Annotated in this window: 23 protein-coding genes and 1 other annotated feature; of the genes, 11 read left to right on the top strand and 12 right to left on the bottom strand. The window is 66.1% G+C overall.

The annotated features are described in order from the left end of the window. Window positions 1-89 precede the first annotated feature (89 nt). Together PPZ50_RS18145 and PPZ50_RS18140 are read left to right on the top strand one after the other, a co-directional pair. A complete protein-coding gene (locus PPZ50_RS18145) occupies window positions 90-1,169 on the top strand; it encodes a sensor histidine kinase (RefSeq protein ID WP_272815955.1) in 1,080 nt (359 codons plus the stop codon). 247 nt (window positions 1,170-1,416) lie between these two features. Further along, complete coding sequence (locus PPZ50_RS18140) at window positions 1,417-1,986, top strand: class I SAM-dependent methyltransferase (RefSeq protein WP_272815954.1); 570 nt, start codon at window positions 1,417-1,419, stop codon at window positions 1,984-1,986. 289 nt (window positions 1,987-2,275) lie between these two features. On the opposite strand, the gene PPZ50_RS18135 is transcribed toward PPZ50_RS18140, so the two are convergent. The 3 genes from PPZ50_RS18135 to parA form a co-directional block, all read right to left on the bottom strand. Continuing rightward, the gene (locus PPZ50_RS18135) at window positions 2,276-2,416 is read right to left on the bottom strand and encodes a hypothetical protein (protein ID WP_272815953.1); all 141 of its coding nucleotides are present in this window, start codon (window positions 2,414-2,416) and stop codon (window positions 2,276-2,278) included. 141 nt (window positions 2,417-2,557) lie between these two features. Next, entirely contained in the window at window positions 2,558-2,839 is a 282-nt protein-coding gene (locus tag PPZ50_RS18130) for a ribbon-helix-helix domain-containing protein (protein ID WP_272815952.1), read from the bottom strand. Then, window positions 2,836-3,489 (bottom strand): ParA family partition ATPase, encoded by a 654-nt coding sequence (gene parA / locus PPZ50_RS18125; protein WP_272815951.1) that lies wholly within the window; start codon window positions 3,487-3,489, stop codon window positions 2,836-2,838. Before parA ends, PPZ50_RS18130 begins: the two co-directional genes overlap by 4 nt. A 138-nt stretch (window positions 3,490-3,627) precedes the next feature. On the opposite strand from parA, the gene PPZ50_RS18120 reads away from it, so the two are divergent. Both PPZ50_RS18120 and PPZ50_RS18115 read left to right on the top strand, forming a co-directional pair. After that, complete coding sequence (locus PPZ50_RS18120; protein WP_272815950.1) at window positions 3,628-5,700, top strand: TonB-dependent receptor; 2,073 nt, start codon at window positions 3,628-3,630, stop codon at window positions 5,698-5,700. A gap of 168 nt (window positions 5,701-5,868) precedes the next feature. Then, window positions 5,869-6,246, top strand: coding sequence for a hypothetical protein (locus PPZ50_RS18115; protein WP_272815949.1), 378 nt, complete (start codon window positions 5,869-5,871; stop codon window positions 6,244-6,246). A gap of 4 nt (window positions 6,247-6,250) precedes the next feature. On the opposite strand, the gene PPZ50_RS18110 is transcribed toward PPZ50_RS18115, so the two are convergent. Continuing rightward, a complete protein-coding gene (locus PPZ50_RS18110; protein ID WP_272815948.1) occupies window positions 6,251-6,547 on the bottom strand; it encodes a hypothetical protein in 297 nt (98 codons plus the stop codon). Here PPZ50_RS18110 and PPZ50_RS18105 point away from each other — a divergent pair. The 4 genes from PPZ50_RS18105 (at window position 6,539) to PPZ50_RS18095 (ending at window position 8,365) form a co-directional block, all read left to right on the top strand. Continuing rightward, complete coding sequence (locus PPZ50_RS18105; protein ID WP_272815947.1) at window positions 6,539-7,396, top strand: RHS repeat-associated core domain-containing protein; 858 nt, start codon at window positions 6,539-6,541, stop codon at window positions 7,394-7,396. The two genes, PPZ50_RS18110 and PPZ50_RS18105, sit on opposite strands and share 9 nt — an antisense overlap. A 67-nt stretch (window positions 7,397-7,463) precedes the next feature. Next, window positions 7,464-7,670, top strand: a complete 207-nt coding sequence (locus tag PPZ50_RS18965; protein ID WP_420794438.1) for an HNH/ENDO VII family nuclease — start codon at window positions 7,464-7,466, stop codon at window positions 7,668-7,670. After that, window positions 7,667-8,098 carry a hypothetical protein gene (locus PPZ50_RS18100; RefSeq protein ID WP_272815946.1) on the top strand — a complete coding sequence of 144 codons (432 nt, stop codon included), beginning with the start codon at window positions 7,667-7,669 and terminating at the stop codon, window positions 8,096-8,098. The genes PPZ50_RS18965 and PPZ50_RS18100 overlap by 4 nt, the downstream gene beginning before the upstream one ends. A 51-nt stretch (window positions 8,099-8,149) precedes the next feature. After that, a complete protein-coding gene (locus PPZ50_RS18095; protein WP_272815945.1) occupies window positions 8,150-8,365 on the top strand; it encodes a hypothetical protein in 216 nt (71 codons plus the stop codon). 368 nt (window positions 8,366-8,733) lie between these two features. Here PPZ50_RS18095 and poxB read toward each other — a convergent pair whose 3' ends face one another. After that, entirely contained in the window at window positions 8,734-10,452 is a 1,719-nt protein-coding gene (poxB, locus tag PPZ50_RS18090; protein WP_272815944.1) for a ubiquinone-dependent pyruvate dehydrogenase, read from the bottom strand. Between the two features lie 232 nt (window positions 10,453-10,684). On the opposite strand from poxB, the gene PPZ50_RS18085 reads away from it, so the two are divergent. Next, window positions 10,685-11,650, top strand: coding sequence for a hypothetical protein (locus PPZ50_RS18085; RefSeq protein ID WP_272815943.1), 966 nt, complete (start codon window positions 10,685-10,687; stop codon window positions 11,648-11,650). Then, window positions 11,647-12,051: a hypothetical protein gene (locus PPZ50_RS18080; protein ID WP_272815942.1), complete on the top strand. Its 405-nt coding sequence runs from the start codon at window positions 11,647-11,649 to the stop codon at window positions 12,049-12,051. The genes PPZ50_RS18085 and PPZ50_RS18080 overlap by 4 nt, the downstream gene beginning before the upstream one ends. Window positions 12,052-12,113: 62 nt before the next feature. Here the strand turns inward: PPZ50_RS18080 and PPZ50_RS18075 are convergent, their stop codons facing one another. After that, window positions 12,114-14,198 carry a catalase gene (locus tag PPZ50_RS18075; RefSeq protein WP_272815941.1) on the bottom strand — a complete coding sequence of 695 codons (2,085 nt, stop codon included), beginning with the start codon at window positions 14,196-14,198 and terminating at the stop codon, window positions 12,114-12,116. 258 nt (window positions 14,199-14,456) lie between these two features. Continuing rightward, window positions 14,457-14,512 (top strand) — a sequence feature (sul1 is cis-regulatory element that is thought to sense ions involved in sulfur or methionine metabolism; They are found in Alphaproteobacteria). A 62-nt stretch (window positions 14,513-14,574) separates the two neighbouring features. Between PPZ50_RS18075 and PPZ50_RS18070 the strand changes: the two genes are divergently transcribed. Then, the gene (locus PPZ50_RS18070; RefSeq protein WP_272815940.1) at window positions 14,575-16,062 is read left to right on the top strand and encodes a SulP family inorganic anion transporter; all 1,488 of its coding nucleotides are present in this window, start codon (window positions 14,575-14,577) and stop codon (window positions 16,060-16,062) included. 135 nt (window positions 16,063-16,197) lie between these two features. Here the strand turns inward: PPZ50_RS18070 and mqo are convergent, their stop codons facing one another. The 6 genes from mqo to PPZ50_RS18040 all read right to left on the bottom strand — a co-directional run bounded on the left by mqo (window position 16,198) and on the right by PPZ50_RS18040 (window position 24,418). Further along, the gene (gene mqo / locus PPZ50_RS18065) at window positions 16,198-17,919 is read right to left on the bottom strand and encodes a malate dehydrogenase (quinone) (protein WP_272815939.1); all 1,722 of its coding nucleotides are present in this window, start codon (window positions 17,917-17,919) and stop codon (window positions 16,198-16,200) included. A 265-nt stretch (window positions 17,920-18,184) separates the two neighbouring features. Then, the gene (locus tag PPZ50_RS18060; RefSeq protein WP_272815938.1) at window positions 18,185-19,057 is read right to left on the bottom strand and encodes a helix-turn-helix domain-containing protein; all 873 of its coding nucleotides are present in this window, start codon (window positions 19,055-19,057) and stop codon (window positions 18,185-18,187) included. Window positions 19,058-19,503: 446 nt separating this feature from the next. Beyond that, window positions 19,504-20,436 carry a replication initiator protein A gene (locus PPZ50_RS18055; RefSeq protein WP_272815937.1) on the bottom strand — a complete coding sequence of 311 codons (933 nt, stop codon included), beginning with the start codon at window positions 20,434-20,436 and terminating at the stop codon, window positions 19,504-19,506. A gap of 130 nt (window positions 20,437-20,566) precedes the next feature. Next, on the bottom strand, window positions 20,567-20,926 hold the full coding sequence (locus PPZ50_RS18050; RefSeq protein ID WP_272815936.1) for a hypothetical protein: 360 nt from the start codon (window positions 20,924-20,926) through the stop codon (window positions 20,567-20,569). 40 nt (window positions 20,927-20,966) lie between these two features. Further along, entirely contained in the window at window positions 20,967-22,205 is a 1,239-nt protein-coding gene (locus PPZ50_RS18045) for a hypothetical protein (protein WP_272815935.1), read from the bottom strand. After that, entirely contained in the window at window positions 22,205-24,418 is a 2,214-nt protein-coding gene (locus tag PPZ50_RS18040) for a GumC family protein (RefSeq protein WP_272815934.1), read from the bottom strand. Before PPZ50_RS18040 ends, PPZ50_RS18045 begins: the two co-directional genes overlap by 1 nt. Window positions 24,419-24,424 lie beyond the last annotated feature (6 nt).

Genomic DNA, 24,424 nt, shown 5'->3' with positions numbered 1-24,424 from the left:
GTTGGGGAGGGCAGCGAGATGCGGACAAGCCTTCCCAACTGGACCCCGGCCTGCGCCGGGGTACGCGCGCATTGGGGGAAGCACCCGCCATGCTGACCTCCGAACGGCGCCGCGCGCTCGCGACCCTCGCCTCGGGCGCCGCCCCGCCCAGCGTGAGGGCGACGCCCGAGGCGAGGGTCGCGAGCGCGTGGCTGCTGGCGCTGGGCTGCTGGATGGCGCTGCGGCAGGCGCCCGCCCCTGCCCCGGCCGCACCGGCGCGCGATACCTGGCCGATCGCGGCGCTGCTCGACCAGGTGCCGGTCCCGCTGCTGCGGATCGAGGGCGGGCAGGTCCGCGCGATCAACCGGGCGGCGCGCGCGCTGTTCGTGGCGGACGACCGCATCCCCGCCCCGCCGCCGGCGCTGGCCGACCCCGGCGCCACCCATGTGCGCCATGCCGGGCGACGCTGGCGGATCGATGCGGTGACCTTGAGCGATGCCACCCGCCTCGCCGCGCTGATCGACATCGATGCCGAGGAACGCGCCGCGCAGGACCGCGCGCAGGACGAGATGGTCGACATCCTCGGCCATGAGCTGCTGAACGGCCTGTCGCCGATCGTGTCGCTGGCCGACAGCGCGGTGACCGCCGCGCAGCAGGGCGACGCGATGCTCGGCGACATCCTCGCCACGCTTGCCCGCCGGGTCGAGGGGCTGGAGGGCTTTACCCGCGCCTATCGCCAGCTCGCCCGCCTGCCCGATCCGGTAGTGGCACCGGTCGCGCTGGACGAACTGGCCGAGGATCTGGCGCGGCTGTTCGCGGCGCGCTTCGGCGGGAGCGTCGCGCTGGCGATCGAGGCGGACGGCACCGCGACCCTCGACCGCGACCAGATGGTGCAGGCGCTGTGGGCGCTGCTGCAGAACGGCGCGGAGGCGGCGCTGGTGGCCGATCCACCGGCGCGGGTGGCGTTGCGGTTGCAGGGCGACGGAGCATTCACCGCCGAGGTTCGCGACAGCGGCGCGGGCGTGGCGGCGGCCGATCGGGCGCGGATTTTTCGACCTTTTCATACCGATAAGACAGGCGGATCGGGCATCGGCCTGACGCTCGCCCGCCGCATCGCGCGGGCGCATGGCGGGGAACTGGCGCTGCTCGACACCGGCGAGACCGCGTTCCGGCTGACGGTGCCGGCGTGATCGACATGTCGACAGGTAGAGGGGTCGACGGGGGTAGTGCGCAGACATCCTGCGATTTTGCCGCAAATTCACCTTCCCCTTCACCCGGTCGTACCCCCGCGCAGGCGGGGGTCCAGGGTCCGGAACGCAGGCCGCTGTTCCATGCGGCTCTGGACCCCCGCCTACGCGGGGGTACGGTGGTGATCGGGGTACCGGCATACCGAACCATGTCGCCGACATGTCGACACTTCGACCTGTCGGATCGTCGATGAGCGACCCCAGCCATGGCTGGGAGGCGGTGGCCGAGCGTTTCGCCGCGGTCCGCAGCGACGTCGGCGCGGACGTCGTGCGGCGCTGGGCGACCGAGCTGCCCGCCGGGGGCAGCGTGGTCGATATCGGCTGCGGCACCGGGCGGCCGATCGCGGTGGCGCTGGCCGGGGCGGGGCTGGCGGTGGCGGGGATCGACCCCTCCCCCAGCCTGCTCGCCGCGTTCCGCCATGCCCTGCCCGGGGCGCCGGCGGCGTGCGAGACGGCGGAGGAGAGCGGCTATTTCGGGCGGCGCTTCGACGGCGCAGTGGCGATCGGGCTGTTGTTCCTGCTGCCGCCCGCGACGCAGGCGGTGGTGATCGACCGGGTCGCGGCGGCGTTGCGGCCGGGCGGGCGGTTCCTGTTCAGCGCGCCGCGCGTCGCGTGCCGCTGGACCGATACGCTGACCGGGCGGGAGTCGCGGTCGCTGGGCGAGGCCGGGTATCGCGCGCTGCTGGAGGGTGCGGGGTTGCGCTTGCGCGGCAGCCATGCGGACGAGGGCGGCAATCATTATTTCGCGGCGGTCGGGTAGGGCGGCGTGGTCCGCGCGGCCGGTGGCGTAGCGCGGTGCAGGCGGGGGCTGGCCGATCCCTTCGCCAAATGTGGTCGAAAGGTGGCAAAGTTCACGAAGTTCACACTCGCACGGCGTTTGCCGCAGCGCGTGGCGGGGGGATGGGCGACGACGATGGGACAGAGCGTGGGCGGGAGCCTGTCACGGCCGGGCGGTGTAGGAAAGCGCCGGTCCGGCATGCGGGGCACGCCGCCCTGCCTTCATCCTTCCGTTCGCACCATGGTCGACCTGTCGACAGGTCGACACGCGGTCAATGGCCGTAGCGCTTGATCCCGCGCTGGCGCAGCTTGCGGCGTTTGCGGCGGTGCAGCATGACGGCGAGCGCCGGCCCGCCGATCAACAGCACGACGCCGATAATGGCATAGGCGAGGAGTTCGCGGGAGAGGTCCATGTGGGTTTCTTGCAATCCGCGAACCGGATTGTCCATGCCGGACATTAAGTGTCGGTAATGAAAATACGGGTGTTCGCCGCCGAAATATGCCGCATCACCGCACGCCGTGTCGACAGGTCGACGAACCGACAGATCGACATGTCAGTCGCCGATCGGACTTTCGCCATATTTGCGAAGGACATCGTTGAACGCCTCCGCCATCAGCGCCTGCAGGCTGCGGTCCTGTCGCCGCGCGAGCATGTGCATCGCCAGCGACATGTCGGGCGTGAAGAAGCCGGCGATCTGCTTGCGGCCCTGGCGGCTTGCCGGGCCTTTCGCCTCCGATTCGGGTGCCGGGGCAGCGGCGGCGACCTTTGCGGGTGCGGGGGCGGGGGCGATGGCGCTGCGGTCGCGCAGGTTGGCGAAGGACGGCTTGCGGCTCATGACGCGACCTTTTTGAAACGGGGGGCAGCCATGTCGAGCTGTCGACATGTCCACTTGTAGAGTTCGCGAACCTCCTCCGCCGCCTTGCCGGCGGGTTCGCTTTCCATCACCGTCCGCCCCTCGGCGCTGGCATGGCGATACGCCGCGCGATCGGGCAGCAGCACGGGACAGGGCGGCGTGCCGAACCCGTCGACCAGCTCGCCCGCCTCCTGATAGATGCGCGGCGCATTGGGCGGGCCGGCGGTGAACACGACGAACGCCGGGCGGCGCAGCAGCTGCACCAGCTTGGCCGTCGTCTGGATCGCCGACAGGTCGAAGGCGCTGGGCCGGCACGGGATCAGCACCAGGTCGGCCGCCTCCACCGCCGCGCGCGCCGCGCTGTCGGCATGCGGCGGGGTGTCGATCACGATCACCTCCGCCCCCTGTTCCTTCGCCGCCGCGATCTTGGCGGCCAGGCGGGGCGGGGGGCTGTCGATCACCTCGGGCGGGGCTTCCTGGCGCCACGCCGCCCATTGGCTGGCGGTCGCCTGCGGATCGGTATCGACGACCAGCGCGACCCGGCCCGAAGCCTGTGCGGCGGCGGCGAGATGCAGCGCGAGCGTTGTCTTGCCCGCGCCGCCCTTCTGACTGATGATCGCGATGGTCGGCATGTCGGCGCTTCTACGTGTCGACATGCCGACAGGTCAATATGTCGAGCATCCGGTCAGGATCGTTACGCCCCCGCTTGCACTGCGCGGACGCTATTGATAACTACTATCATCCGCATTGCGGGATAGGGGAAGGTCATCATGTCTGTTTTATCGATCGTCGCGGCGCTTGCCGTGGCGGCGCCCGGTGCTGCGCCAGGTGCATCCACCGCCGCCGCCGAAACCGATCCGCAGGAAATCGTCGTCACCGGCGCCGCGCAGGACAGCGGCTATGTCCCGCAGGGCAGCGCCATCGCCAAGACGCCGGCACCGTTGCGCGACCTGCCGCAATCGGTGGCGGTGATCGGGGCGGAGGTACTGCGCGACCAGCGCGCGCTGTCGGTGCAGGATGCGTTGAAGAACGTCGCCGGGGTCGGCTTTTCGTCGGGGGACGGACAGCGCGACCAGGTGACGATCCGCGGCTTTTCGGCGATCGCCGACCAATATGTCGACGGTTTCCGCGACGACGGCCTGTATTATCGCGACCTGTCGAACGTCGAGCGGATCGAGGTGGTGAAGGGTCCGGCGGCGGTGCTGTACGGGCGCGGATCGTCGGGCGGCCTCATCAACCGCGTCACCAGGAAACCCGATGGCGACGTGACCAGCGTCGCGATCACCGGCGGATCGTTCGGCAATGTCCGCGGCGAATTCGACGTCGGACGGGTCGATGGCGATGTGGGCGTGCGCGTCACCGGCGCCTATCAGGACAGCGACAGTTTCCGCGAACAGGGGCTGCTCCGCCGCACCGCCATCGCGCCGTCCTTCCTGTTCGGGCGGGGCAGGCCCACGTCGCTGCTGGTGCAGGCCGACTACCTGACCGACCGGCGGGTCAACGACTTCGGCATCCCGGCGGTGAACGGCCGCCCGGTCGCGGTCGATTCGAAGACCTATTATGGCGCCGCCAATGCCCGCAGCGCCGACGCGGTCCGCTCCGAAGTGCTGGGGCAGGGCGCGACGTTGCTCCACCGGTTTTCGGACAGCCTGTCGCTTCGCAACGGCTTTCGCCATTATGGCTATACGCTCCACCGCCGCAACACGCTGCCCAGCGCCGTCAACGCCGCCGCGCGGACCGTGACGCTCAGCCATGGCGGGATCGACCGGGTCGAGGATGGCTGGTCGAACCAGACCGAACTGACCCAGCGCGTGGGCATCGCCGGCATGGATCACGCCATCCTGTACGGCGTGGAGATCGCGCGGCAGGTGAAGGACGCGCGGACCGTCGCCACCCGCGTCGTCGCGGTCACGTCGCTGACCGATCCGGTCAATCCGGTGGTGAACAACGCCGCGTTCACCGCGCTGTCGGCGAACCAGCGCAACCGGCTCGACACCACCGGCTTCTATGTCCAGGACCTGGTCGATATCGGCCATGGGCTGAAGGCGCTGGTCGGGCTGCGCCACGACATCTATCGCCAGCGCACCGACCAGCGGCTTGCCGGGCAGAGCGATTTCGCGCGCACCGACCGCAACTGGAGCCCGCGCGCCGGCCTCGTCTTCCAGCCCGACGCCGCGCAATCCTATTATGCGTCGTGGAGCCGCAGCTTCCAGCCTTCGGCCGAGCAGTTCGGGCTGGCCGCGACCAATGCCGACATCGCGCCCGAGGAAACCGTCAACCGCGAGATCGGCGCGAAATATACGCTGCTGGGCGGGCGGCTCGGGCTGCAGGCGGCCGGGTTCATCCTGAAGCGCACCGGCATCAAGGGGACCGATCCGGTCACGCAGCGCGTGCTGCCGATCGGGACGCAGCGCACGCGCGGCGTGGAGCTGTCGGGGCAGCTCGACCTGGATGGCTGGCGCGCGGTGGCGGGCTATGCCTATCTCGATGCGAAGGTCGTCGCCTCGGCCACGCCGGCGCTGATCGGGCGCGGGGCGACGCTGACGCCGACGCATCAGGCCAATGTGTCGCTGGTGCGCGATTTCGGATCGTTCGGCTTGGGTGGCGGCGGCAATGTCGTCGGCGACCGCTGGGCCGATCCGGCGAACACCACCACGCTGCCGGGCTATGTCACCGCCGATGCGCTGGCATGGGTCGATGTGAGCAAGGCGGTGCGGGTGCAGGTCAATGGCTACAACCTGTTCGACCGCCGCCATATCGTGTCGGGCCATGGCAGCTCGCCGCTGCTCAACATGCCAGGTAGCCCGCGATCGGTGCTGGTGACGGCGCGGGTGGGGCTGTAGCGGGCAGGCCCTTTCCCTGCGGCGCGCCTTGCCGCAGGATGGTGCCACCAGGAATGTCGCCATGTCGACATGTCGACCGATAGAGGTGTTGCCGATGATGCGTGGATGGTGCGTGCTCCTCCTCCCCCTCGTGCTGGCCGCCGCTCCCGGCCCGGCGACCGGCGTCAAATGCCGCATCGCCGTCGAGGGCGGGCCGGTGATGGGGGGCTGGGCGGCGGATGCCGCGCGGGACTGGCCGACGGGCTGGGCGCGGGGCGGGTGCGGGCGCCGCTTGGAACAGGCGTGTTCGCCGGCCGCGCGCGGGCCGGGCAGGCAAGCTATGGCATCGTCGTGATGGACGATAACGGATGGATGATGGTGGCGACGACGCCCGAGCCGGAGCGACCCGGCATCGACCAGGCGGCGGCAACCTCCGAACGCGCCTTCCAGAACAGCTTCGCCGGCGCCACCGCCGCCGCCGAAGCGCACCACCGCGCGGGCAACGAAGCGTCCGCGCGCTACTACCGGCAATTGCGCAAACAGCTGATCGACGGTCAGCCGGAATAGCGCGTCAGTGCACCGTTCCTGCGGCACGGTCGACGCCGATCAGCTTGGCGTCGATATCCAGATGGCGGACCGCCTTCTCGACGATCTTGGTGGTGAACGGCGGGAAGAAACTTCCGAGAACGGGGTAACGCGCGATCTCTTCGTCGGTGGCCGGGCGCTTGGGTTGCTCCCTGGTCAAGTCGACCAGTTGATAGACCGGCCGCGAATGCATGATGAAGAACGGATTTTTCGGCCGAACGTCTCCGGGCATATGGCAGGGCGTCACCTTCCATTGCTTGTCGGCGATCTCCCGATGCCGCACGAATGGGGCGACCGGCGCTTCGAGTATGACGCCGATGGCCGCCGCGTGCGCGAACTGATCGGCGCGGGCGAGGGACGCGAGCGTCGCTATCGCTGGGACGGGGCGGGGCACCTTGCCGAGCTGATAGAACGGTCGCGCAGCGGTACGCGCATCCATCGCTACGGCTATGACGCGCTCGGCCGGCGGGCGTGGAAGGATGTGGCGATCCTGCCGCCCGATGCCGCCAATGAAGGTGGCGATCCACCGGCCCCCGCCTTTACCCGCACCCATTTCCTGTGGGACGGCGACGTGCTGCTGGCCGAGGCGAGTGCGCCTGCAGGGGAGGCCCCCGCCGACCCACTGGCGACGCTGTACCCCCACGAGCCTGCCAGTTTCCGGCCGCTGGCGATCGCCCGGCGCGATGCGAACGGCGTGGTGCTGCACCATTACCAGCTCGACCGACTGGGCACGCCGCAGGAACTGGTCAACGACAATGGCGTCGTGACGTGGCGCGCCGAGCTATCCGCCTGGGGTGCGGTAGCGCGGGTCGCGGAGGCGGAAATCGACAATCCGCTGCGCTTCCAGGGGCAATATGAGGATGCCGAAACGGGCCTCCTCTACAACCGCCATCGCTATTACGACCCCCATGTCGCCCGCTACACCGCCCCCGACCCGATCGGTTTCGAAGGGGGAATCAACGTCCACGCCTATGTGCCCGACCCGACGAGTTGGGTGGATCCGCTGGGATTAGCTTGCGCTCTTGGTACTCGCTTCTCCGAAGCACAGTGGCAGGCCCCAACGCAAGGAACGGGTCATGAATACAAAGTCTATCAGCAAGATATAGACTGGGGGCCTAAAAATAAAGGGTGAAACAAATCTCTCACTCGCCCGGCAAGTAAGAGCACCCTATATTGAGAAGAACGGAATATTAGAATGAATAGATCTACATCACTCGAGACAAGATGCGAGAGTATCACTTTTTGAACTAAGCCAATCTACACACCGCGCACCTAGAAATGCAGGAGGAGCGGCTTTTCATCCTTATAGATCAAACAAAAATCCGCACTATCCCGTAGATCGTGTAAAATTCCGTATCGATAGAAAGCAATATTGGATCGATCGAGCAGTAGGAGTAGCACCTTGATACCAGAAAATATCAAAACGAAAATCGAAAAGCAACCCGGTGAGGTGCATCGTGATGCATCTAGCAAGGCACGTGCACAGCGCGCATTATCCAAACTCGGAGTTGAACAAGAAAGCTCCTTCGCAAAAATATACCTTGAATACGATATTTCTGTAATTCAGAGCAAACAGACTATAGAGTTGCTAGATATATGCTTTCCTGACGAGGATGAGATATTATCTGCCACGCGATTTGGACGCGAAATTTACGACGTTCCCGAAGGATATCTATGCCTTACATCGGGTGAGGGCGAAGGATTCTTCTTGTACGAAATCGAAACAGGTCGAATTTTCGATTTGGACGTCGATGACATGGACGTACTGAGTAAAGATGATCGCCAAGCCCGGTGGAACGATTTCTATGAACTTTTCGAATGGTATCTGCCGTGAGATCATGCGGATGACATCATCCGCGAACGCGCCATAGATGGCAGCATGACAATGTCGAACGATCTCCTGCGGCAAGCCACAGCGAAGGCAGACGCTATCGCCGACGAACTGAATGCCACCGACACCACGCAGCCACCTCCGGAATGGGCTGTTCCCGTTCGTTCCAAAGCCGAACCGGTACCCGAACAGGTACCGACGCTGGCCGAAGGGGTATTCCGCCCGATCAGTAGGATGCTGCGCGAACGCTTTGCTGCATTCGGACGCTAGCGCATCGCGACGCATGGGCACTGGCTCTCGATATCCGACATGGTGGCATGGTGGGAAGTACCGAGCGATCCGCTGTTGCAGGAAATTCGCGAGATACGCGACGCTGGGGAAAGCGGTTGGCCGAACGACGCATCGGCGCTGTTTCGGCCCGACCGCCTGTCACTTTTCGCCGGCAGCGACGTATCGAACGAGAAAATCTACCTGCTCTGGCTGGACTGCGCGCCAGAGCCGGAACTCTGGGTCTATGATTCCAACGACGAGGCCCGGCCGCCTATCTCGCAGCGTATCTTACGGACGACCTCACGGCGTTCGAGCGCTCATGGCGGGCGTGATCGCCGACCGCATCGAAGCCATCGCGGCCGCCACCCTCACCGCAGCAGATTGGCCCTGGCCAGCTCGATCACCTCGTCGCCGCGCCCGCTCATGATCGCGCGCAGCGTGTAGAGGCTGAAGCCCTTCACCTGCTCCGCCTTGATCTTGGGCGGCATGGCGAGTTCCAGCGTCTCGGTCACGACATCGACCAGCGCCGGGCCGGCATGGGCGAAGGCCGCGCGCAAGGTCGCTTCCAGTTCGTCGGAGCGGGTCACGCGGGCGCCGAAGAACCCCATCTGCGCCGCGATCGCGCCGAAATCGGGGTTCTTCAGTGCGACATTGGTGTCGACATAGCCCGCCGCCTTCTGCTCCAGCTCGACGAAGCCGAGCGTCGCATTGTTGAAGACGACGATCTTGATCGGCAGCCCCATCTGCACCGCGGTCAGCATGTCGCCCATCAGCATGGTCAGCCCGCCATCGCCCGACAACGACACCACCTGCCGCCCCGGACAGGCCGCCTGCACGCCCAGCGCCTGCGGCATCGCATTCGCCATCGACCCGTGGTTGAACGATCCGATCAGCCGCCGCCGGCCGTTCATCGTCAGGTAGCGCGCCGCCCAGACCGCCGGCGTGCCGACATCGACGGTGAACGCCGCATCGTCGGCCGCGACCGCGTCGAGCACCCGCGCGACATATTGCGGATGGAGCGGCCTGTCCCCGTCACGCGGGGTGGCGAGGTCGTCCAACCCCTTGCGCGCCTTGGCATAATGGGCGCGCGCGCTGGTCAGGAAGGTGTCGTCGCGGCCGGGTGCGATCAGCGGGGTGAGCGCCGCCGCCGTTTCGGCCACGTCGCCGACGATGCCGAGGTCGATCTGCACCCGCCGGCCGAGCGCGGAGGGGTCGCGGTCGACCTGCGCGACCTTGGCCTTATCCGGATAGAAGTTGCGATAGGGAAAGTCGGTGCCGAGCATCAGCAGCGTGTCGCATTCCATCATCGCGTGATAGCCCGACGAAAAGCCGATCAGCCCGGTCATGCCGACGTCATAGGGGTTGTCCCATTCGATCCACTCCTTAGCCCGATAGGCATGGACGATCGGCGCCTTGAGCTTCGCCGCCAGCGCGACGACTGCGTCATGCGCGCCCGCCACGCCCGCACCGCAGAGCAAGGTCACCGCCTGCGACCCGTTCAGCAGTTCGGCGAGGCGCTCGATCTCTTGCCGCTGTGGCACGATACGCGGGGGGAGGGGGGCGGCGAAGTCGGCGCGGGCATTCTTCGGGGCGTCCTGCAAGGCGACGTCGCCCGGGATCACCAGCACCGCCACGCCCTGTTGGCCGATCGCGGTGCGCAGCGCCCGGTGGAGCAGTTCGGGCAGCTGTTCGGGGGTCTGCACCATCTCGCAGAAATGGCTGCATTCGCGGAACAGCTCGGTCGGGTGCGTCTCCTGGAAATAGTTCAGGCCGATCTCGCTCGACGGGATATGCGCGGCGATGGCCAGCACCGGCACGCGGTTGCGCTGGCAGTCGAACAGCCCGTTGATGAGGTGGAGGTTGCCCGGCCCGCAGCTGCCCGCGCACACCGCCAGCCTGCCCGTCGCGGCCGCCTCCGCCCCGGCCGAAAAGGCGGCGACCTCTTCGTGGCGGACATGCATCCAGTCGATCTGCCCCGACCGGCGCAGACTGTCGTTGATTGCGTTCAGGCTGTCCCCGGTCACGCCCCAGATGCGCTCGACGCCGGCGGCGATCAGCGTGTCGGTGATGAGGTCGGCGATCTGCATGGGGGTCCCTTCCCGGAAATGACGTTCGGGAGGGGAAACCAGCGGGCGCGCGATTGGCTTCGTGCGAAGTGCGCAAGGCGGGTTGCGGAGGCGGGGCAATGCCTACAGGCTTCCCAGCAACGCTAAGTGCGACGATGACCAAGCGTCGTAGCCGCTATGATTGAAGGCCGGGAATCTTTCCGTAGAAGTGTATCATTGGCGGATGGCACCGATATGGTCGAAAGGACGCGGAATGGCGATACGATCGCAAGCAGTTCGGAAACCAGGCGGCGGACTCGATCGAAAGGCTTTGGTGAAGGTAGTCGACAATGTCCCAGCAACGCGGGGCATGGGTGTCCTCCTTCGCCATGAAGGCCGCATCGAGAAGCTGCGAGGTGCCGATGCTGCGGGTGGATCCATCCTGTTCGAATTACGTGAACGTCATATCAATTCCGCCTATCTGGCGCCATTTAATCCCGATCGCATACCATCACTTACGGCCGGCCAGCGACAGGCAGGCTGGAGCGTTCTGGCTCCTGGGGTAAAGTCCGTACCGTATCGATTTCCGCAACAATCACGCACAGGGTCATCACTCACGCGGCCGATCTCTCGTGTTCCCAATCGAAATTCGCATAGCGTGCCGCCCAAGGAGTGGCGCTCGCTTGGCTTGAATTGTGCTGGAGCGGCAATTGGCTGGATTGGGGTGGTAGGAACAGGCATGCTTGCCCCGTTTACGGGCGGACTTTCCGGCTTGGCGACGGTGGCCTTGTATGCCGGCGCCTTGGCCGGAACCGGGCAATGTGTTGCGTCCGTCTACCGCGTGAACAATGCGGCCCGCGGACGCAGCAACATCAATGACGAACTGGACAAAAGCCGCGCGTATCAGTGGTCCATGCTTGGAGCCGATGCGATCGGGTTGTACGGAGCAGGTGCTGCGCTGCGCGGCGCAGCAGCGACCGGAAAGGCTCTCAAGAGCGTCGGAGCTACCGGCGGTGACCTGCTTGCGCGGTCCCTGCCACGCGCGGTTCGTGGCGATCTGTCGATCGCGCTCGGTATCAATGGCATGAAGCTTGGCACGCGGATGATTAACAAAGTCGTCCGCCAACGGCTGCTGGACGGTGCCGGCGGGGTGCTTGGCGTCGTCAGCAGTATGGACGGCGGCATCATCCGTGAATTGATCATCTGGGTAATCGGCGATCCCGAGAAAGCCGCTGCATGACCGACCCCTATCTGGATCGACTAAAGCGCGACCGGGGCACCACCTGGACATTGTCGGCCGCAGTATTCGGCATCGTCCCGATCATGGTGGGAATCGTCACGATCCTGCTGCCCGGGCCGCATATCGATCTGCAGGTCAATCCGCTCTACTGGATCATCCTGTTGATCCCCATGCCCTGGTGCTGGAAGATGTTCGGCTACGACACGAGCGCCCTTCGAACGGTCCGGCCGATGCTGTGGGCGACACCGATCCTGGCCTGTCTGGTGGCCGGCGTCGCATGGGCCATGCACATCGACATGGTTCCCTATTGGTGGATGATCGTCGCCACGCTCGTGACGTCGGCGGTCGGGCTGATCGCCTATCCCCATAGCATGCTTGCCAAGGAACCTCCGCCGCGGTGATGGTGCCGGTATTGTGACCGGGGTCCGGCCCCCTCCCCATCGCGGGGAAGGGGGCCGATACCTTACGCCAGCGTCCGCACCTTCGGCTCGCGGTCCCAGTAGCGCTGCTTAGCGGCCTCGACGAAGCCGGTGAGGTCGGTAACGCCTTCGTCCGGCTCCACCCCGGCCTTGTCGAGCAGCGGTTTCGCGTCGGCATTGTGGCCGATCGCCTTCAGATGGCCGAAGGCGTCCATCACCCATTGGACCGCGGCACCTTCCTTGGTCAGCTTCTGCGCCGCTTCGGCCGACAGCAGTACCGCGCAGGCGTCGACCGTGACCGAGGGCTGGCCGAACAGCTGCGCGTCGGCGGCGATGGTCGATCCGTCGGACAGCGGCACCTTGCCGACCTTGGGCGCGATGGTCATCGCGTTGCCGCCGGCCGCCTTGATCGCGTCCTTCAGCGTCTTGAGGTCGCCCGCATCGCTGCCGTCTGCGATCAGGATGCCGACATTGCGCCCCTCCAGCGTGTGCAGCTCGCGCGGACCGCGGATGATGCGCAGCGCGGGCGAGGGGTCCATGTCCATGACCGGCACCTTGGTCGGCGACGCGGCGGGCAGGTCCATGGCGAGGCCGTCGGCGACGCGCTGGGCGAGATCCTCGTCGACGTTGCGCAGATTGGCGAGCATCGCGGTGCGGATGTGCTCGAGGCTGACCTTCGACAGTTCGAACACGAGGGCGGAGGCGATATGCGCCTGTTCCGCCGGGTCCATCGAGCGGAAGAACAGCCGCGCCTGGCTGTAATGGTCGGCGAAGCTTTCGGGGCGGATGCGCAGCTTCTGGCCCTGTTCTTCGGACGGGAAGGTCTTGTAGCCCTTGTCCGGGTCCTCGCGCGCGCCGGCTTCCTCGCCGGCCTTCGCCAGGCTGTTCGGCTCGTAATTGGCGCGTCCCTTGGGCACCGCCATCTGCATATGGCCATCGCGCTGCTGGTTCAGGAATGGACACCCTGCCGCCGCGGCGCGGCCCTTCGCCGCATTGATCGGCAGCTGGTGGAAATTGACCGAACCGAGCCGCGACAGCTGCGTGTCGGTATAGCTGAACAGCCGCCCTTGCAGCAGCGGGTCGTTCGAGAAGCCGATGCCGGGGACGACATGGCTCGGCACGAACGCCGCCTGTTCGGTTTCGGCAAAGAAATTGTCGGGATAGCGATCGAGCACCATCCGCCCGACGATCCTGACCGGCAGGACCTCTTCGGGAATGATCTTGGTCGCGTCGAGCACGTCATAGGGCAGGCTGTCGGCGAATTCCTCGTCGAACAGCTGCACGCCCAGTTCCCATGTCGGGAAATCGCCGCGGTCGATCCGTTCGAACAGGTCGCGGCGCTGGAAATCGGGGTCGGCGCCGGCGATCTTGACCGTCTCGTCCCAGATGGTCGAGGCGAGGCCGGCCTGGGGCTTCCAGTGGAACTTGACGAAGGTCGATTTCCCTTCGGCATTGATGAAGCGGAAGGTGTGGACGCCGAACCCCTCCATGTTCGCGAAGGTGCGCGGGAGCGTGCGGTCCGACATCGCCCACATCACCATGTGCGTCGATTCGGGCATCAGCGAGATGAAGTCCCAGAAGGTATCGTGCGCGGTCGCCGCCTGCGGATAGCCGCGATCGGCCTCCATCTTGGCAGCGTGGATCAGGTCGGGGAACTTGATCGCGTCCTGGATGAAGAACACCGGGATATTGTTGCCGACGAGGTCCCAATTGCCCTCGCGCGTGTAGAATTTCACCGCGAAGCCGCGCACGTCGCGCGGCGTGTCGACCGATCCGGCACCGCCCGCGACGGTCGAGAAGCGGGTGAACACTTCGGTCCGCTGGCCCTTCTTCTGGAACAGGTCGGCGACGGTCACGTCCGCCAGGCTGTCGGTACATTCGAAATAGCCATGCGCCGCGCTGCCCCGCGCATGGACGATCCGCTCCGGAATCCGCTCATGATCGAAATGGTTCATCTTCTCGCGGAAGACTTCGTCCTCGATCAGCACCGGGCCGCGTGGCCCCGCCTTCAGCTGGTTCTGATTGTCGCTGATCGGCGTGCCGTGGTTGGTGGTCAGCACCGGATGATCGGCATCGGTCACCTGATGGGTTTCGCCGCCATTGCCGGCGTTGAGAGCAGTCGTGGTCATGGGGGAATCCTTGGGAGACGGAGTTCGTCCCTCAACGTCCCGGCGGAGCGGGGAGTTGCGCCGCTTGCCAGATCGGCAAGAAATATCAGGGGGATGCGACCGGGCGTGACGCTGCCCTCTGCCGTACCCCCGCGCAGGCGGGGGTCCAGGGCGGCAATCGCCGACATTTGCGCCTGTGACCCTGGATCCCCGCCTGCGCGGGGATACGGTCGCAGGCCTTGCCCGACCCCATCCCCCCGGCTACAGCGCAGCCATTCGCAAGGACCCGGTGCAATTCCGGGTGGCTATTCCGGCCGCCGATCCGCCGGACAACATCCCCGCATGCTACCGAACCCGCGCCCTTGTGATGCGCCATGCGGCCCGATGTGGAATTTCCATGACCTTCGATTTCGCAACCTATCGCCGCCAATGGTTCGGCGGTGCCGCCGGCATACGGGCGGACATCCTCGCCGGCATCGTCGTCGCCCTCGCGCTGATCCCCGAAGCGATCGGCTTTTCGATCATCGCCGGGGTCGATCCGCGCATCGGCCTGTACGCCTCGATCGCGATCGCGATGACCATCGCGTGCATCGGCGGGCGGCCGGGCATGATCTCCGCCGCGACCGCCGCCGTCGCGGTGCTGGTGGGGCCGCTGGTCCGCGAGCATGGCGTCGAGTATCTGTTCGCCGCGACGATCCTGATGGGCGTGATCCAGATCGCCGCCGGGCTGCTGCGGCTCGACTGGGTGATGCAGTTCGTGTCGCGGTCGGTCATCACCGGCTTCGTCAACGCGCTCGCCATCCTGATCTTCCTGGCGCAGCTGCCGCAGCTGATCGGGGTCAGCTGGCACAGCTATGCGCTGATCGCACTCGGTCTCGCCGTCATCTACCTGCTGCCGCGCGTGACCCGCGCGGTGCCGTCGCCCCTGTTCGCGATCCTCGTGCTGAGCGGCATCAGCATCGCGCTGGGCCTGCCGGTCAACACGGTGGGGGACATGGGCAAGCTACCGGAAGGATTGCCGAATTTCGCCTTGCCGCAGGTGCCGCTGACGCTCGAGACGCTGCGCATCATCCTGCCGACGGCGCTGACCATGGCCGCGGTCGGGCTGCTCGAATCGCTGCTGACCGCGCAGATCGTCGACGACATGACCGACAGCGACAGCGCCAAGGCACAGGAATGCGCAGGGCAAGGCGGCGCCAATATCGTCGCCGCTTTGTTCGGCGGCATGGGCGGCTGCGCGATGATCGGCCAGTCGGTCATCAACGTCACCTCGGGCGGGCGCGGGCGGCTGTCGACCTTCGTCGCCGGCGCCTTCCTGTTGTTTTTGCTCGCCGTTCTCGGGCCATGGGTCGGGCGGGTGCCGATGCCGGCGCTGGTCGCGGTGATGATCATGGTGTCGATCGGCACGTTCAGCTGGAATTCGCTGGCCAATCTGCGCCGCCATCCGCCGACCTCGTCGATCGTCATGCTGGTGACGGTCGCGGTCGTCGTCGCGACGCGCGACCTGTCGCTGGGCGTATTGGCGGGCGTGCTGCTGTCGGGGGTATTCTTCGCCGGGAAAGTCCAGCGGATGTTCGCCGTCGCGCGCCACGCCGACGCGGCGGGCGTGACCTATCGCGTGACGGGGCAGATCTTCTTCGCCTCGGTCGACCGCTTCCGCCGGGCCTTTGGCGTCGAAGGCGCGGTGCCGGTGACGATCGATGTCGCGGCGGCGCATTTCTGGGACATTTCCGGGGTCGATGCGCTCGACAAGATCGTCGCGCGGCTGCGCCAGGGCGGCGCGGTGGTCACGGTGACTGGCTATAACCGGGCGAGCGCCGACCTGATCGACCGGTTTGCGTTGCACGACAAGACCGGCGTGGAGCTAGGCGTCGTGCCGCATTGATATGGGCGTACCCCCGCGCAGGCGGGGGTCCAGAACCAAGCAAAACAACGGTTTGGGCTTGGGACCCTGGCCCCCCGCCTGCGCGGGGGTACGGCTTTGCGTGGCGTGGGACTTCCCCCCCACGCCACGCCCCCCTCACATCGCCTGCTGCTCGCGGTTCAGGCTGCGGCCGCGCTGGACCGCCGCCGGGACCGGCGCCCCCGCCGGGGTGGCGCGGACATCGGCCGGGACCTCGACGAAGGGCAGCTTCAGCGTCTCGCTGGTCATGCGCCGGATCCGGTTGGTGAAGGCGGGATCGTCGTTGAGCGTGCGGCCATAGGACGGGATCATCGCCTCGATCTTCGGCGTCCAGATGCTGGCGAAACGCTGCGGGAACGCCTTCTTCAGCACCTCCAGCATGATCGCGGGCGAGGTCGACGCCCCGGGCGAGGCGCCGAGCAGCGCGGCGATGCTGCCCTGCCGGTCGGTCACGATCTCGGTCCCGAACTGCAGCACCGGGCCTTTCTTCGGGTCGCGCTTGATGATCTGCACCCGCTGTCCGGCGGTGATCAGCTTCCAGTCGCCGCGCTTCGCGTTCGGGAAATATTTCACCAGCTCGGCCTGGCGGTCCTTGTCGGTCAGCATCGCCTGGCTGACCAGATATTTGACCAGCTCGGCATTTTCCGCGCCGACCGCCATCATCGGCCCGACATTGTCCTTGTACACGCTGTCGAACAGGTCCTGCCACGACCCGTTCTTCAGGAACTTCGTGCTTTGCAGCGCGAAGGGGCCGAACAGGATCACCGACTTGCCGTCCAGCTTGCGCGCGTCGAGATGCGGCACCGACATCGGCGGCGATCCGGCCTCCGCCTTGCCATAGACCTTCACGTCGTGGCGCGCGGTGATCGCCGGCGCCTCGAACGCCAGGAACTGGCCGCCGACGGGGAAGCCGCCATACGCCTTCGCCTCGGGAATGCCCGACATCTGCAACAGCTTGAGCGACGCACCGCCCGCACCGATGAACACGAAGCGCGCGCGCACCGTGCGGTCGCTATTGTCGGCGAGGTTGCGGACCGTCACGTTCCAGATGCCGTCGTCGCCGCGGCGGATGCCCCGGACCTCGTGGCGCAGTTGCAGGCTGAAATTGGGGTTCTTCGTCAATGCGCCGGCGAGCTGGTTGGTGATCACCCCCCAGTTCACGTCGGTGCCGATCGGCATATAGGTCGCGGCGACCTTCTGTTTCGGATCGCGCCCTTCCATCACCAGCGGCGCCCAGGCGCGGATCTGCGCCGGGTCCCGGGTATATTGCATGCCGTAGAAGAGCGGGTTCTTCACCAGCGCCGCCTGCCGCTTGCGCAGATAGTCGATATTGGCGTCGCCCCAGACGAAGCTCATATGCGGGGTGGGGTTGATGAAGCCGTTGGGAGCGCCAAGACGCCCGGTCCTGACCTCATGCGCCCAGAACTGGCGCGCGACCTCGAACTGTTCGGCGATCTGCACCGCCTTGGACGTGTCGATGCTGCCATCGTCCTTTTCGGGCGTGTAGTTCAGCTCGGCGAAGCCCGAATGGCCGGTACCGGCATTGTTCCACCCGTTCGAGCTTTCCTCGGCGACCCCGCCCAGGCGTTCGAACATCGCGACGCGCCAGTTAGGCTCCAGCTCCTGGAGATAGGTGGCGAGCGTCACGCTCATCACCCCGCCGCCGATCACCGCCACGTCGAGGGGCTGGTCGTCGGCCGGGGCCGGCCCGGGCGGCGAGGCCATCGGGCGGAACAGGAAGGCGATGGCGCAGAACAGCAGCAGCGCGAAAATGCCGAGCGCGATCTTGGTCTTGCGCCAGCGGTGCCGGCGCGGGGCCGGTGCGGGGGGAGCTTGCATGGGACGGGTCCGTCAGGAAGATGGCGCGCGGATACGCCGTGTTCGGTTCGAACCACGCCAGAAAATCCTCTGGTTGAACGCGTTATACGATCGCCGGATAGGACGCAAATCCGCCGGTTCCAGGCAATACTACATAATATCGGGCCACCCACGGCTCCGCCTGCTCTCGCCGGAGAGCATCGCGCCGGCGTCAGCCGGTGCGTCCCGCAGGAGCGGCGATCGCTATGGTTGGTGGGGTTTGCCCGGGGGTGCGTCCTGCGGGCCGTCAGGCCGGACGCCGTCGGCCGGCGAGGCCGACGACATTCGTCGTCTGGTCTAATGACTCAGGAAGCGGTTGCGGATCGCAATGAGACTCGCACGCGGCACGATCGATCGCGGCGCCGAGCGAGGCCAGCACCCGGCCGAGCGCCCCGCCCAGCGTCACCTCGGCCAGCTCCTTGCAGCTGAGCGTCGCGCGCATCGCCGCCAGCTCGGCCGCGGCCTCCGCCTGGTGCACCGCCGCATCGCAGGGCAGCGGGGCGGGGCGTAGGCTGCGCGGCAGGAAACGCAGCAATTTCCCCGGCAGCAGCGCGCGATAGAGGTTGGAAGTCTGGCGATAGCGCGGCCCCTCACCGGTGGTACGGCAGAAGCGCCGCTGGCGCAGCAGGAACCCCGCCGCCTCGAGCGCGGCCAGCGCCCGGGCGACGGTCGCGCGGCCGAGCGCGGTCGCCCGGGCCAGATGGTCATAGGTCGGGAACACCTTGCCGCCGTTCAGCCGGGCGAGCGTGCAGATCTCCTCGAACACGCGCACCGCGCCGGCGGTGAGGCCGGCCAGCGCCGCCTCCGCCGCATCGAGCATCCGCCCTTCCGCGCGCGCCGTGCGTCTTACCCGGCGGCCGGCGTCCAGTGCGGCGCGGGCGGCGCGCAGCAGCCGGTCGGTCTCGCCCTTTGCCGGGACCGCGAAGAAACTGTCCTCGACCGTGCCCGCCTCGACGCTGCCGCGCCGCACCGGGGCGCCGGTGCGATGCACGCCGCCGCTGCGCGTGGCCGGCTTCGCCGCTGCCGCACCGCTGTGCGCGCCGTCCAGCGCGCCGATGCGCGCGCCCTTGTCCAGCGCGCCGATGCGCGCAACCGCCTGCGCCAGGATAAGCGCCATCATCGTCCCCTTGTCCGGGGCCGGGACCATTTTTGCAAAAAAAGAGCGTGGCGCGAAGCGCGCGTCCTTGAACCGGCAAGCGATCGGGGGTATTCGGAGAACCTGTTGTGAGGCAGGTCGACGTTTGGCGACGTCGCTCCAAATCCCTGGGACGCCCGGCCTTCGTGCCGGGCTTTCCTTTATGTGGTCACGGCCATTCCCTCATCTGCCGGCCCCGCTGCCGACGTGCTTCGGCCCCGCTGCCGATTGCGGCGACCTTTGCAGATGAAATCCAACATCGGAAGCGTTCACGGTTCGTGCTTTCGAGTAGGAATGCGGGAATTATGTTCGTTCCGGCGCAAATTCCGCCGTTCGATTCGTGCTTTCGAATAGGAATGGCGCCGCCGATTCGTGCTTTCGGGTAGCAATTGCCCGCGCAACTTCGTGCTTTCGGATAGGAAAGCGCCCGCTCAACCCGCGGGTGATTCGGCCGCCGGCGAATCACTGGCCGACTCATCGCCGCCGAGCTGCGCCGGACGCCGGGTCAGCACCACCTGCACCGGTGCGCTGCGCCGCCCGCGCCGGGGCGCCTCACGCTCGTCGATCGCCTGTTCGATCAGCTCGAGCCGATAGTCGGGAATGCTGTCCGCTGCGGCTATCTGCTTCAACGCATTGCGGAAATTGGCGAGCGGATTCTGATAGCCGATCTGCAGGCGAAAGGTCGCGAGGTCGGTTTCCAACCGATCCTCGCCGCTGGAACGCGCCACTTCATAGATGCGCCGCTCGATCGGCCCCAATTGGAAATAGGCGGCGGCATAGTCGAGCACATGCCGGTCGAGCAGGATCGCGCGGAACAGCCAGTCGCACAGCCGCACCTTGACCGCCTTCAGCCGCCGCTCGCCGCCGCGGGTGCGCGAATAATGCAGCTTGGCCTCGGACAGCCACGAGAAGAAGCCCTCCTCGCCCTCGCCGCCCGCCTCGATATTGGTCTTGATCTGCGTGCCCTGCAGCCGCTCCAGCGCCTCGGACAGTCGCCCGTAGGACCGCGCCGAGTGATTGGCGCCGGTGACCGTGAACAGGTCATGCGCGGTGAAGACGAAATCCTGGGTGACGCTCTCGCCCACCTCGATCTTCGCCAGCATCAGGCTGGCGATATAGAGAACGATTTCCTTGTCATAGATGGTCGCGACCCCGCTGGCCGACGGGCGGACCTCGATCGACACATTGTTCGCCTGATAGGTCAGCGGCTTCATCCACGCATTCTTGGCCAGCGCAAAGAACGGAAACGCCATCAGCGACCGCTCGCCCCGGATCTCAGCGGTCAGCGGGCTGTCGAGCCGGAACAGGTCCCCCTGCGGGCGGGCGGGGGTGCGAGGGGCGGGGGCTTGCGGCTCATGGGGCATTTCTACTCGAAAGCACGAAGATGGGGGAGGGAAACCGGGCCTGTCCGTACGCGGTCACGGCGTAGGTCCACGTCCATTCGTGCTTTCGAGTAGGAAATGGCCGGACAGGCATTATCGCCCGTCCACGCGATCACCGCCGCGGCCGCCCGGCGGTACGCGCCTGGTCGCCGGCAACCGCGAACGGCGACACGGCATTGGCCTGCGGGTCGTAATAACGGTCGATCCGGTTGCGTATCCGCGACTGGACGCGGTTCTGGATCCGCCCGTTGATCCGCGCCATCGGCTCGATGCCGGCGTCCTGTGCGATCTGCTCGCGGGTCTGGCGCTGGCCGGCCTGACCGGCGGCCGACCGCGCGGTCTCGCCTTGGCGGGTTTCGGGTAGCGGTTGCTGGATCGGGGCAGGCTGATCCTGGCTATCGTCCTGATAGCGGTCCTGCGCCATGGCAGGTGCCGTCAGGCAGAGTGCCAGAAGGAACGATACGCCACGCATGCCGCCACCCATAGCCTTGCTACCCGTCATCGCCTAGACCTCAGCGACCGGCCGGGCGCAGCCGGACGTCGTCCATCTGGCCGGTCACCCCGGACAGGGCGTCCGACGGCCGGGCGACCAGCTGCAACTGCTGTACCGGACATCCCGCCGGCACGGTGAAGCGCCCGGCAAAGCGGCCCTTGCCCTGCGCCGAATTCGGCACGACGACCCGACCCAGTTCGCGCCCGTCCGGACAGGTCAGCGTCCAATAGGGCAGGGCGGCATCCGCCTGCTCGATTCCGATGCTGCGCCCTTCGATCATATAGTCGCCCGGCGGCAGCAATTGTGCCTGGCGCAACACCGGCCCGCCCAAATTCGACGGCACGGCGAAGTCGAAGATGCCGCCATTCTCGCCGCGCTGTATCGATGCGGAAATGCCGCTATCGGTAACGGGCTGCCAGTCGAATGCCGTCGGCGATGCCGGATTGGCGGTGAAATCGGCATCGCGCGCGATCCGCCGGTCGACGCCGGGCGTCATCACGGCATAGAAGCGCCAGGCATCGTCGAACTGATTTTCCGCCAGCAAGCGGCCGATCAACGCCGTTGCGGCCCCTGCCGGCAGCGCGATGCCACGGCGATGCACGGCTTCAAACAATTGGGCGGTCGCACGCGGATAGGGACTGTTGCCCGACACATAGCCGAGGAACTGGTCGTTCCAGGCAGGTCGCGCCGCCAGCGTCCGTACCAGTTCGGCCCGGATATCATCGTCGTCGATCGCCTTGGCCAGCAACGGGAACAGCAGGTCCGGAGCCAACCTCGACGTCCTGAGCGCAATGTCGTAGTTGCGCAGCGTCCCGGGGATGTCGTTACGGGCGACCCCGTCCTCGATCGCCCACAACCGAGTCCGCAAATCGCGCCGGGACAGCATTTCGGAATAGGCGAAGATCCGACGCGCACTTGCCGTATCGCCGCGTGCCTGCGCATTGATGCCCAGCGTAGCAACCGCCGCCACCGCGGTTGGGTCCTGACGTAGCGCGAGGCGAGCCAGCGCATCAGCCTGCCTGCGATCCGCCGCACTCGCGTTCGGTCCCGACAATTGTTCGGACCGCAATGCGGTAATCCGCCCGTCCCATGGCGCCAGCGCATGGGCGCGTTCGGGATCGCTGCCGCGGATCATATAGGCCAGCGAATGAGCGACCGAAACGGTGCCCAATCCCGCCGCCGCCACCGCCAGCGCACCGCGCACCGCCCATTCGGTCGGCGATCGCCGGGGACGGGACGCGGCACGGCGCTTCGGCATCAGCCCTTGCCCTCGGCCTTTTCGCGTCCGTAGCCATAGCCATATTCATAGCCATAGCCATAGTGCGCCTTGCGCGCCTCGAACTTGGTCAGCACCCCACCGAAGATATGCGCGTTGGCCGATGCCAGTCGCGCCAGCGCGGTCTTGACCAGCGTCGAGCGAATTCCATGCGATTCCACGGCATAGACGACGCCCTCGACCCGGCTCGCGATCAGCGGCGCATCGGCAAGCCCCATGACCGGCGGGCTGTCGATCACGACATGGTCGAACTGCTCGTGCAGTCGCTCGATCAGCAGCGACAGGCGGTTGCCGGTCAGCAGCTCGGCCGCATTGGGCGGGATCGGCCCGGCCGACATGGCGGTGAAGCCCAGGTCCGTCATGTCGAAGGTGAGCGGCGCGATATCGTCCTGCCCGGCCAGGAAGTTGCTGAGGCCATGGTCATGGCTCACTCCGCCCAGATGATGGACCGACGGCGAACGCATGTCGCCATCGACCAGGATGACCCGCTTGCCGCTACGTGCCAGCATGGTGGCGAGCGCCAGCGCGGTCGTCGACTTGCCCTCGGCCGGTCGGGTCGAGGTGACCGACAGCGACCGCGGTACGCCATGCTCGGTGGTGAAGGCGAGATTGGTCTGAATCGCCAGATAGGCATCGACCAGATCGGACTTGCGATCGAGCAGCGCCTCCTTCGGCGTTACATCGTCCACCTTCGGCACCGAACCGAGCAACGGCAGGCCGAGCCGGCGCTCGACCTCCGCTGGATCGGCAATCGCTTCGTCCATCTGTTCGAGCGCGAAGGCAGCGATCGCACCTAATCCCAAGCCCGCCAAAAGGGAAACGAACAGGTTTAGGAGAAGGCGTGGGCTCGACGGTTGCCGCGGCACTTCTGCAGTATCGACGACCGAGACATTATTGATCCCAACGCCGCCAGCTACGCCGATTTCCTTGAAGCGTTGCAACAAGCCATCATACAGCGCTCGGTTAGTATCGACTTCTTGCTGGTAGATATTGTACTGGATACTACGCCGCCGTAGATCAAGGTAATTCGTTTTCAGCTGATTGACTCTGGCCTGCAAGGCGCGTTCCCGTTCTTGTGCCTCACGATAATCAGCCTGAAGCGATCCCGATACGCGGCTTTCCTCGCGTGCGATCGAGCGATCAAGCTGATCGATCTGAGACTGAATTGCTTTTGCCGCGGGATATTCCGGTTCGAACTGCACCATCAACCGCTGATAGTCAGCAGCAAGTTCGGCGCGACGCTGACGCAGATTGTTGATCGCACCATTGCGAAGCGCCTCAGTCGAAGCCCCCGCACGCCCGGCCTGCTGATAACGCGCTTCCATTTGGATACGCTCTGCCGTCGCCTGTGACAGGGCAGCGTTCAGACTTGCAAGATCATCGGCAACGATAGAACGTTCCGCAGCACCCGCGCCATTTCCCGCCCCTTGCGCGGGCAAGTTAATGATCTGCTGCGCCGACGCGTAATTGACCAGCTGGCGCTGAGATTCGTCGAGACGCTCCTTCGCCTGTCCAAGTTGCCGCTGTAAAAGGTTACGGCCATAGGACGTTGCCTGTGTCTTGCGTTCGAGATTAGTCTGAATGAAATTATCAGCCCACGCATTCGCGATCCGTGCCGAAAAGTTAGGATCAGGACTAGTGAACGCGATGTCTACTAGACGCGACAGGCGGGTCGGATTGATGCTGAGGTTCTTGCGTAGGATTCCACCTGCAACACGTTGTCGCTCGGCGCGGCCGCTTGCGGCATAACGGCCATTCACGATCTGGAACGCCGGATTATTGCTTGGCGCACCGAACATTCCGAAAAATTTCGGATCATCGACCAAGCGCAATTCAGTCGCGACACGCTCCGACAGCGAACGCGCCTTAAGCAGACCGTATTGCGTCTGGTAAAATTCCTGATCGGCGATGCCGGCGTCGCGCTGGACGCCCTGAAAATCAGTGACCTTGTCTGCTTCCCGCGAAATCTCAACCGTTGTTGTTGCCGTATATTTGGGCGTCATCAACAGGGTTGCGATCAATCCAACCAAAAAACACGCCGCTGTGACGCCAAGGATGACGTAGCGCCACCGTAACGCGATCCGCAGATACTGACGGATAATCGACGACTTTCCGGCTTGTGCGCCCGGCAATCCGTTCAAGGACAAAGCAGCGTCGGCACTGCCGGCCGGAAAATTTGGTGCAACCACGTTCATCTCTTC

The organism is Sphingomonas hankookensis (genome assembly GCF_028551275.1).
GTDB classification, from domain to species: Bacteria; Pseudomonadota; Alphaproteobacteria; order Sphingomonadales; family Sphingomonadaceae; genus Sphingomonas; species Sphingomonas hankookensis_A.
The sequence above is the reverse complement of the archived record's forward strand: the minus strand, read 5'-3'. Positions and strand labels throughout refer to the sequence as shown.

Excerpts from the sequence above, each read along its gene's own strand:
- PPZ50_RS18130 (WP_272815952.1), bottom strand. The coding sequence starts at position 2,839 with ATGAGCCGCAAGCCGTCCTTCGCCAACCTGCGCGACCGCAGCGCCATC.
- PPZ50_RS18045 (WP_272815935.1), bottom strand. The coding sequence starts at position 22,205 with ATGCCGAAGCGCCGTGCCGCGTCCCGTCCCCGGCGATCGCCGACCGAA.
- PPZ50_RS18140 (WP_272815954.1), top strand. The coding sequence starts at position 1,417 with ATGAGCGACCCCAGCCATGGCTGGGAGGCGGTGGCCGAGCGTTTCGCC.
- PPZ50_RS18120 (WP_272815950.1), top strand. The coding sequence starts at position 3,628 with ATGTCTGTTTTATCGATCGTCGCGGCGCTTGCCGTGGCGGCGCCCGGT.
- PPZ50_RS18055 (WP_272815937.1), bottom strand. The coding sequence starts at position 20,436 with ATGCCCCATGAGCCGCAAGCCCCCGCCCCTCGCACCCCCGCCCGCCCG.
- parA (WP_272815951.1), bottom strand. The coding sequence starts at position 3,489 with ATGCCGACCATCGCGATCATCAGTCAGAAGGGCGGCGCGGGCAAGACA.
- PPZ50_RS18085 (WP_272815943.1), top strand. The coding sequence starts at position 10,685 with ATGGCGATACGATCGCAAGCAGTTCGGAAACCAGGCGGCGGACTCGAT.
- PPZ50_RS18080 (WP_272815942.1), top strand. The coding sequence starts at position 11,647 with ATGACCGACCCCTATCTGGATCGACTAAAGCGCGACCGGGGCACCACC.
- PPZ50_RS18145 (WP_272815955.1), top strand. The coding sequence starts at position 90 with ATGCTGACCTCCGAACGGCGCCGCGCGCTCGCGACCCTCGCCTCGGGC.
- PPZ50_RS18105 (WP_272815947.1), top strand. The coding sequence starts at position 6,539 with ATGCCGCACGAATGGGGCGACCGGCGCTTCGAGTATGACGCCGATGGC.
- PPZ50_RS18060 (WP_272815938.1), bottom strand. The coding sequence starts at position 19,057 with ATGATGGCGCTTATCCTGGCGCAGGCGGTTGCGCGCATCGGCGCGCTG.
- mqo (WP_272815939.1), bottom strand. The coding sequence starts at position 17,919 with ATGCAAGCTCCCCCCGCACCGGCCCCGCGCCGGCACCGCTGGCGCAAG.
- PPZ50_RS18135 (WP_272815953.1), bottom strand. The coding sequence starts at position 2,416 with ATGGACCTCTCCCGCGAACTCCTCGCCTATGCCATTATCGGCGTCGTG.
- PPZ50_RS18075 (WP_272815941.1), bottom strand. The coding sequence starts at position 14,198 with ATGACCACGACTGCTCTCAACGCCGGCAATGGCGGCGAAACCCATCAG.
- PPZ50_RS18115 (WP_272815949.1), top strand. The coding sequence starts at position 5,869 with ATGCCGCATCGCCGTCGAGGGCGGGCCGGTGATGGGGGGCTGGGCGGC.
- PPZ50_RS18070 (WP_272815940.1), top strand. The coding sequence starts at position 14,575 with ATGACCTTCGATTTCGCAACCTATCGCCGCCAATGGTTCGGCGGTGCC.
- poxB (WP_272815944.1), bottom strand. The coding sequence starts at position 10,452 with ATGCAGATCGCCGACCTCATCACCGACACGCTGATCGCCGCCGGCGTC.
- PPZ50_RS18095 (WP_272815945.1), top strand. The coding sequence starts at position 8,150 with ATGTCGAACGATCTCCTGCGGCAAGCCACAGCGAAGGCAGACGCTATC.
- PPZ50_RS18040 (WP_272815934.1), bottom strand. The coding sequence starts at position 24,418 with ATGAACGTGGTTGCACCAAATTTTCCGGCCGGCAGTGCCGACGCTGCT.
- PPZ50_RS18050 (WP_272815936.1), bottom strand. The coding sequence starts at position 20,926 with ATGCGTGGCGTATCGTTCCTTCTGGCACTCTGCCTGACGGCACCTGCC.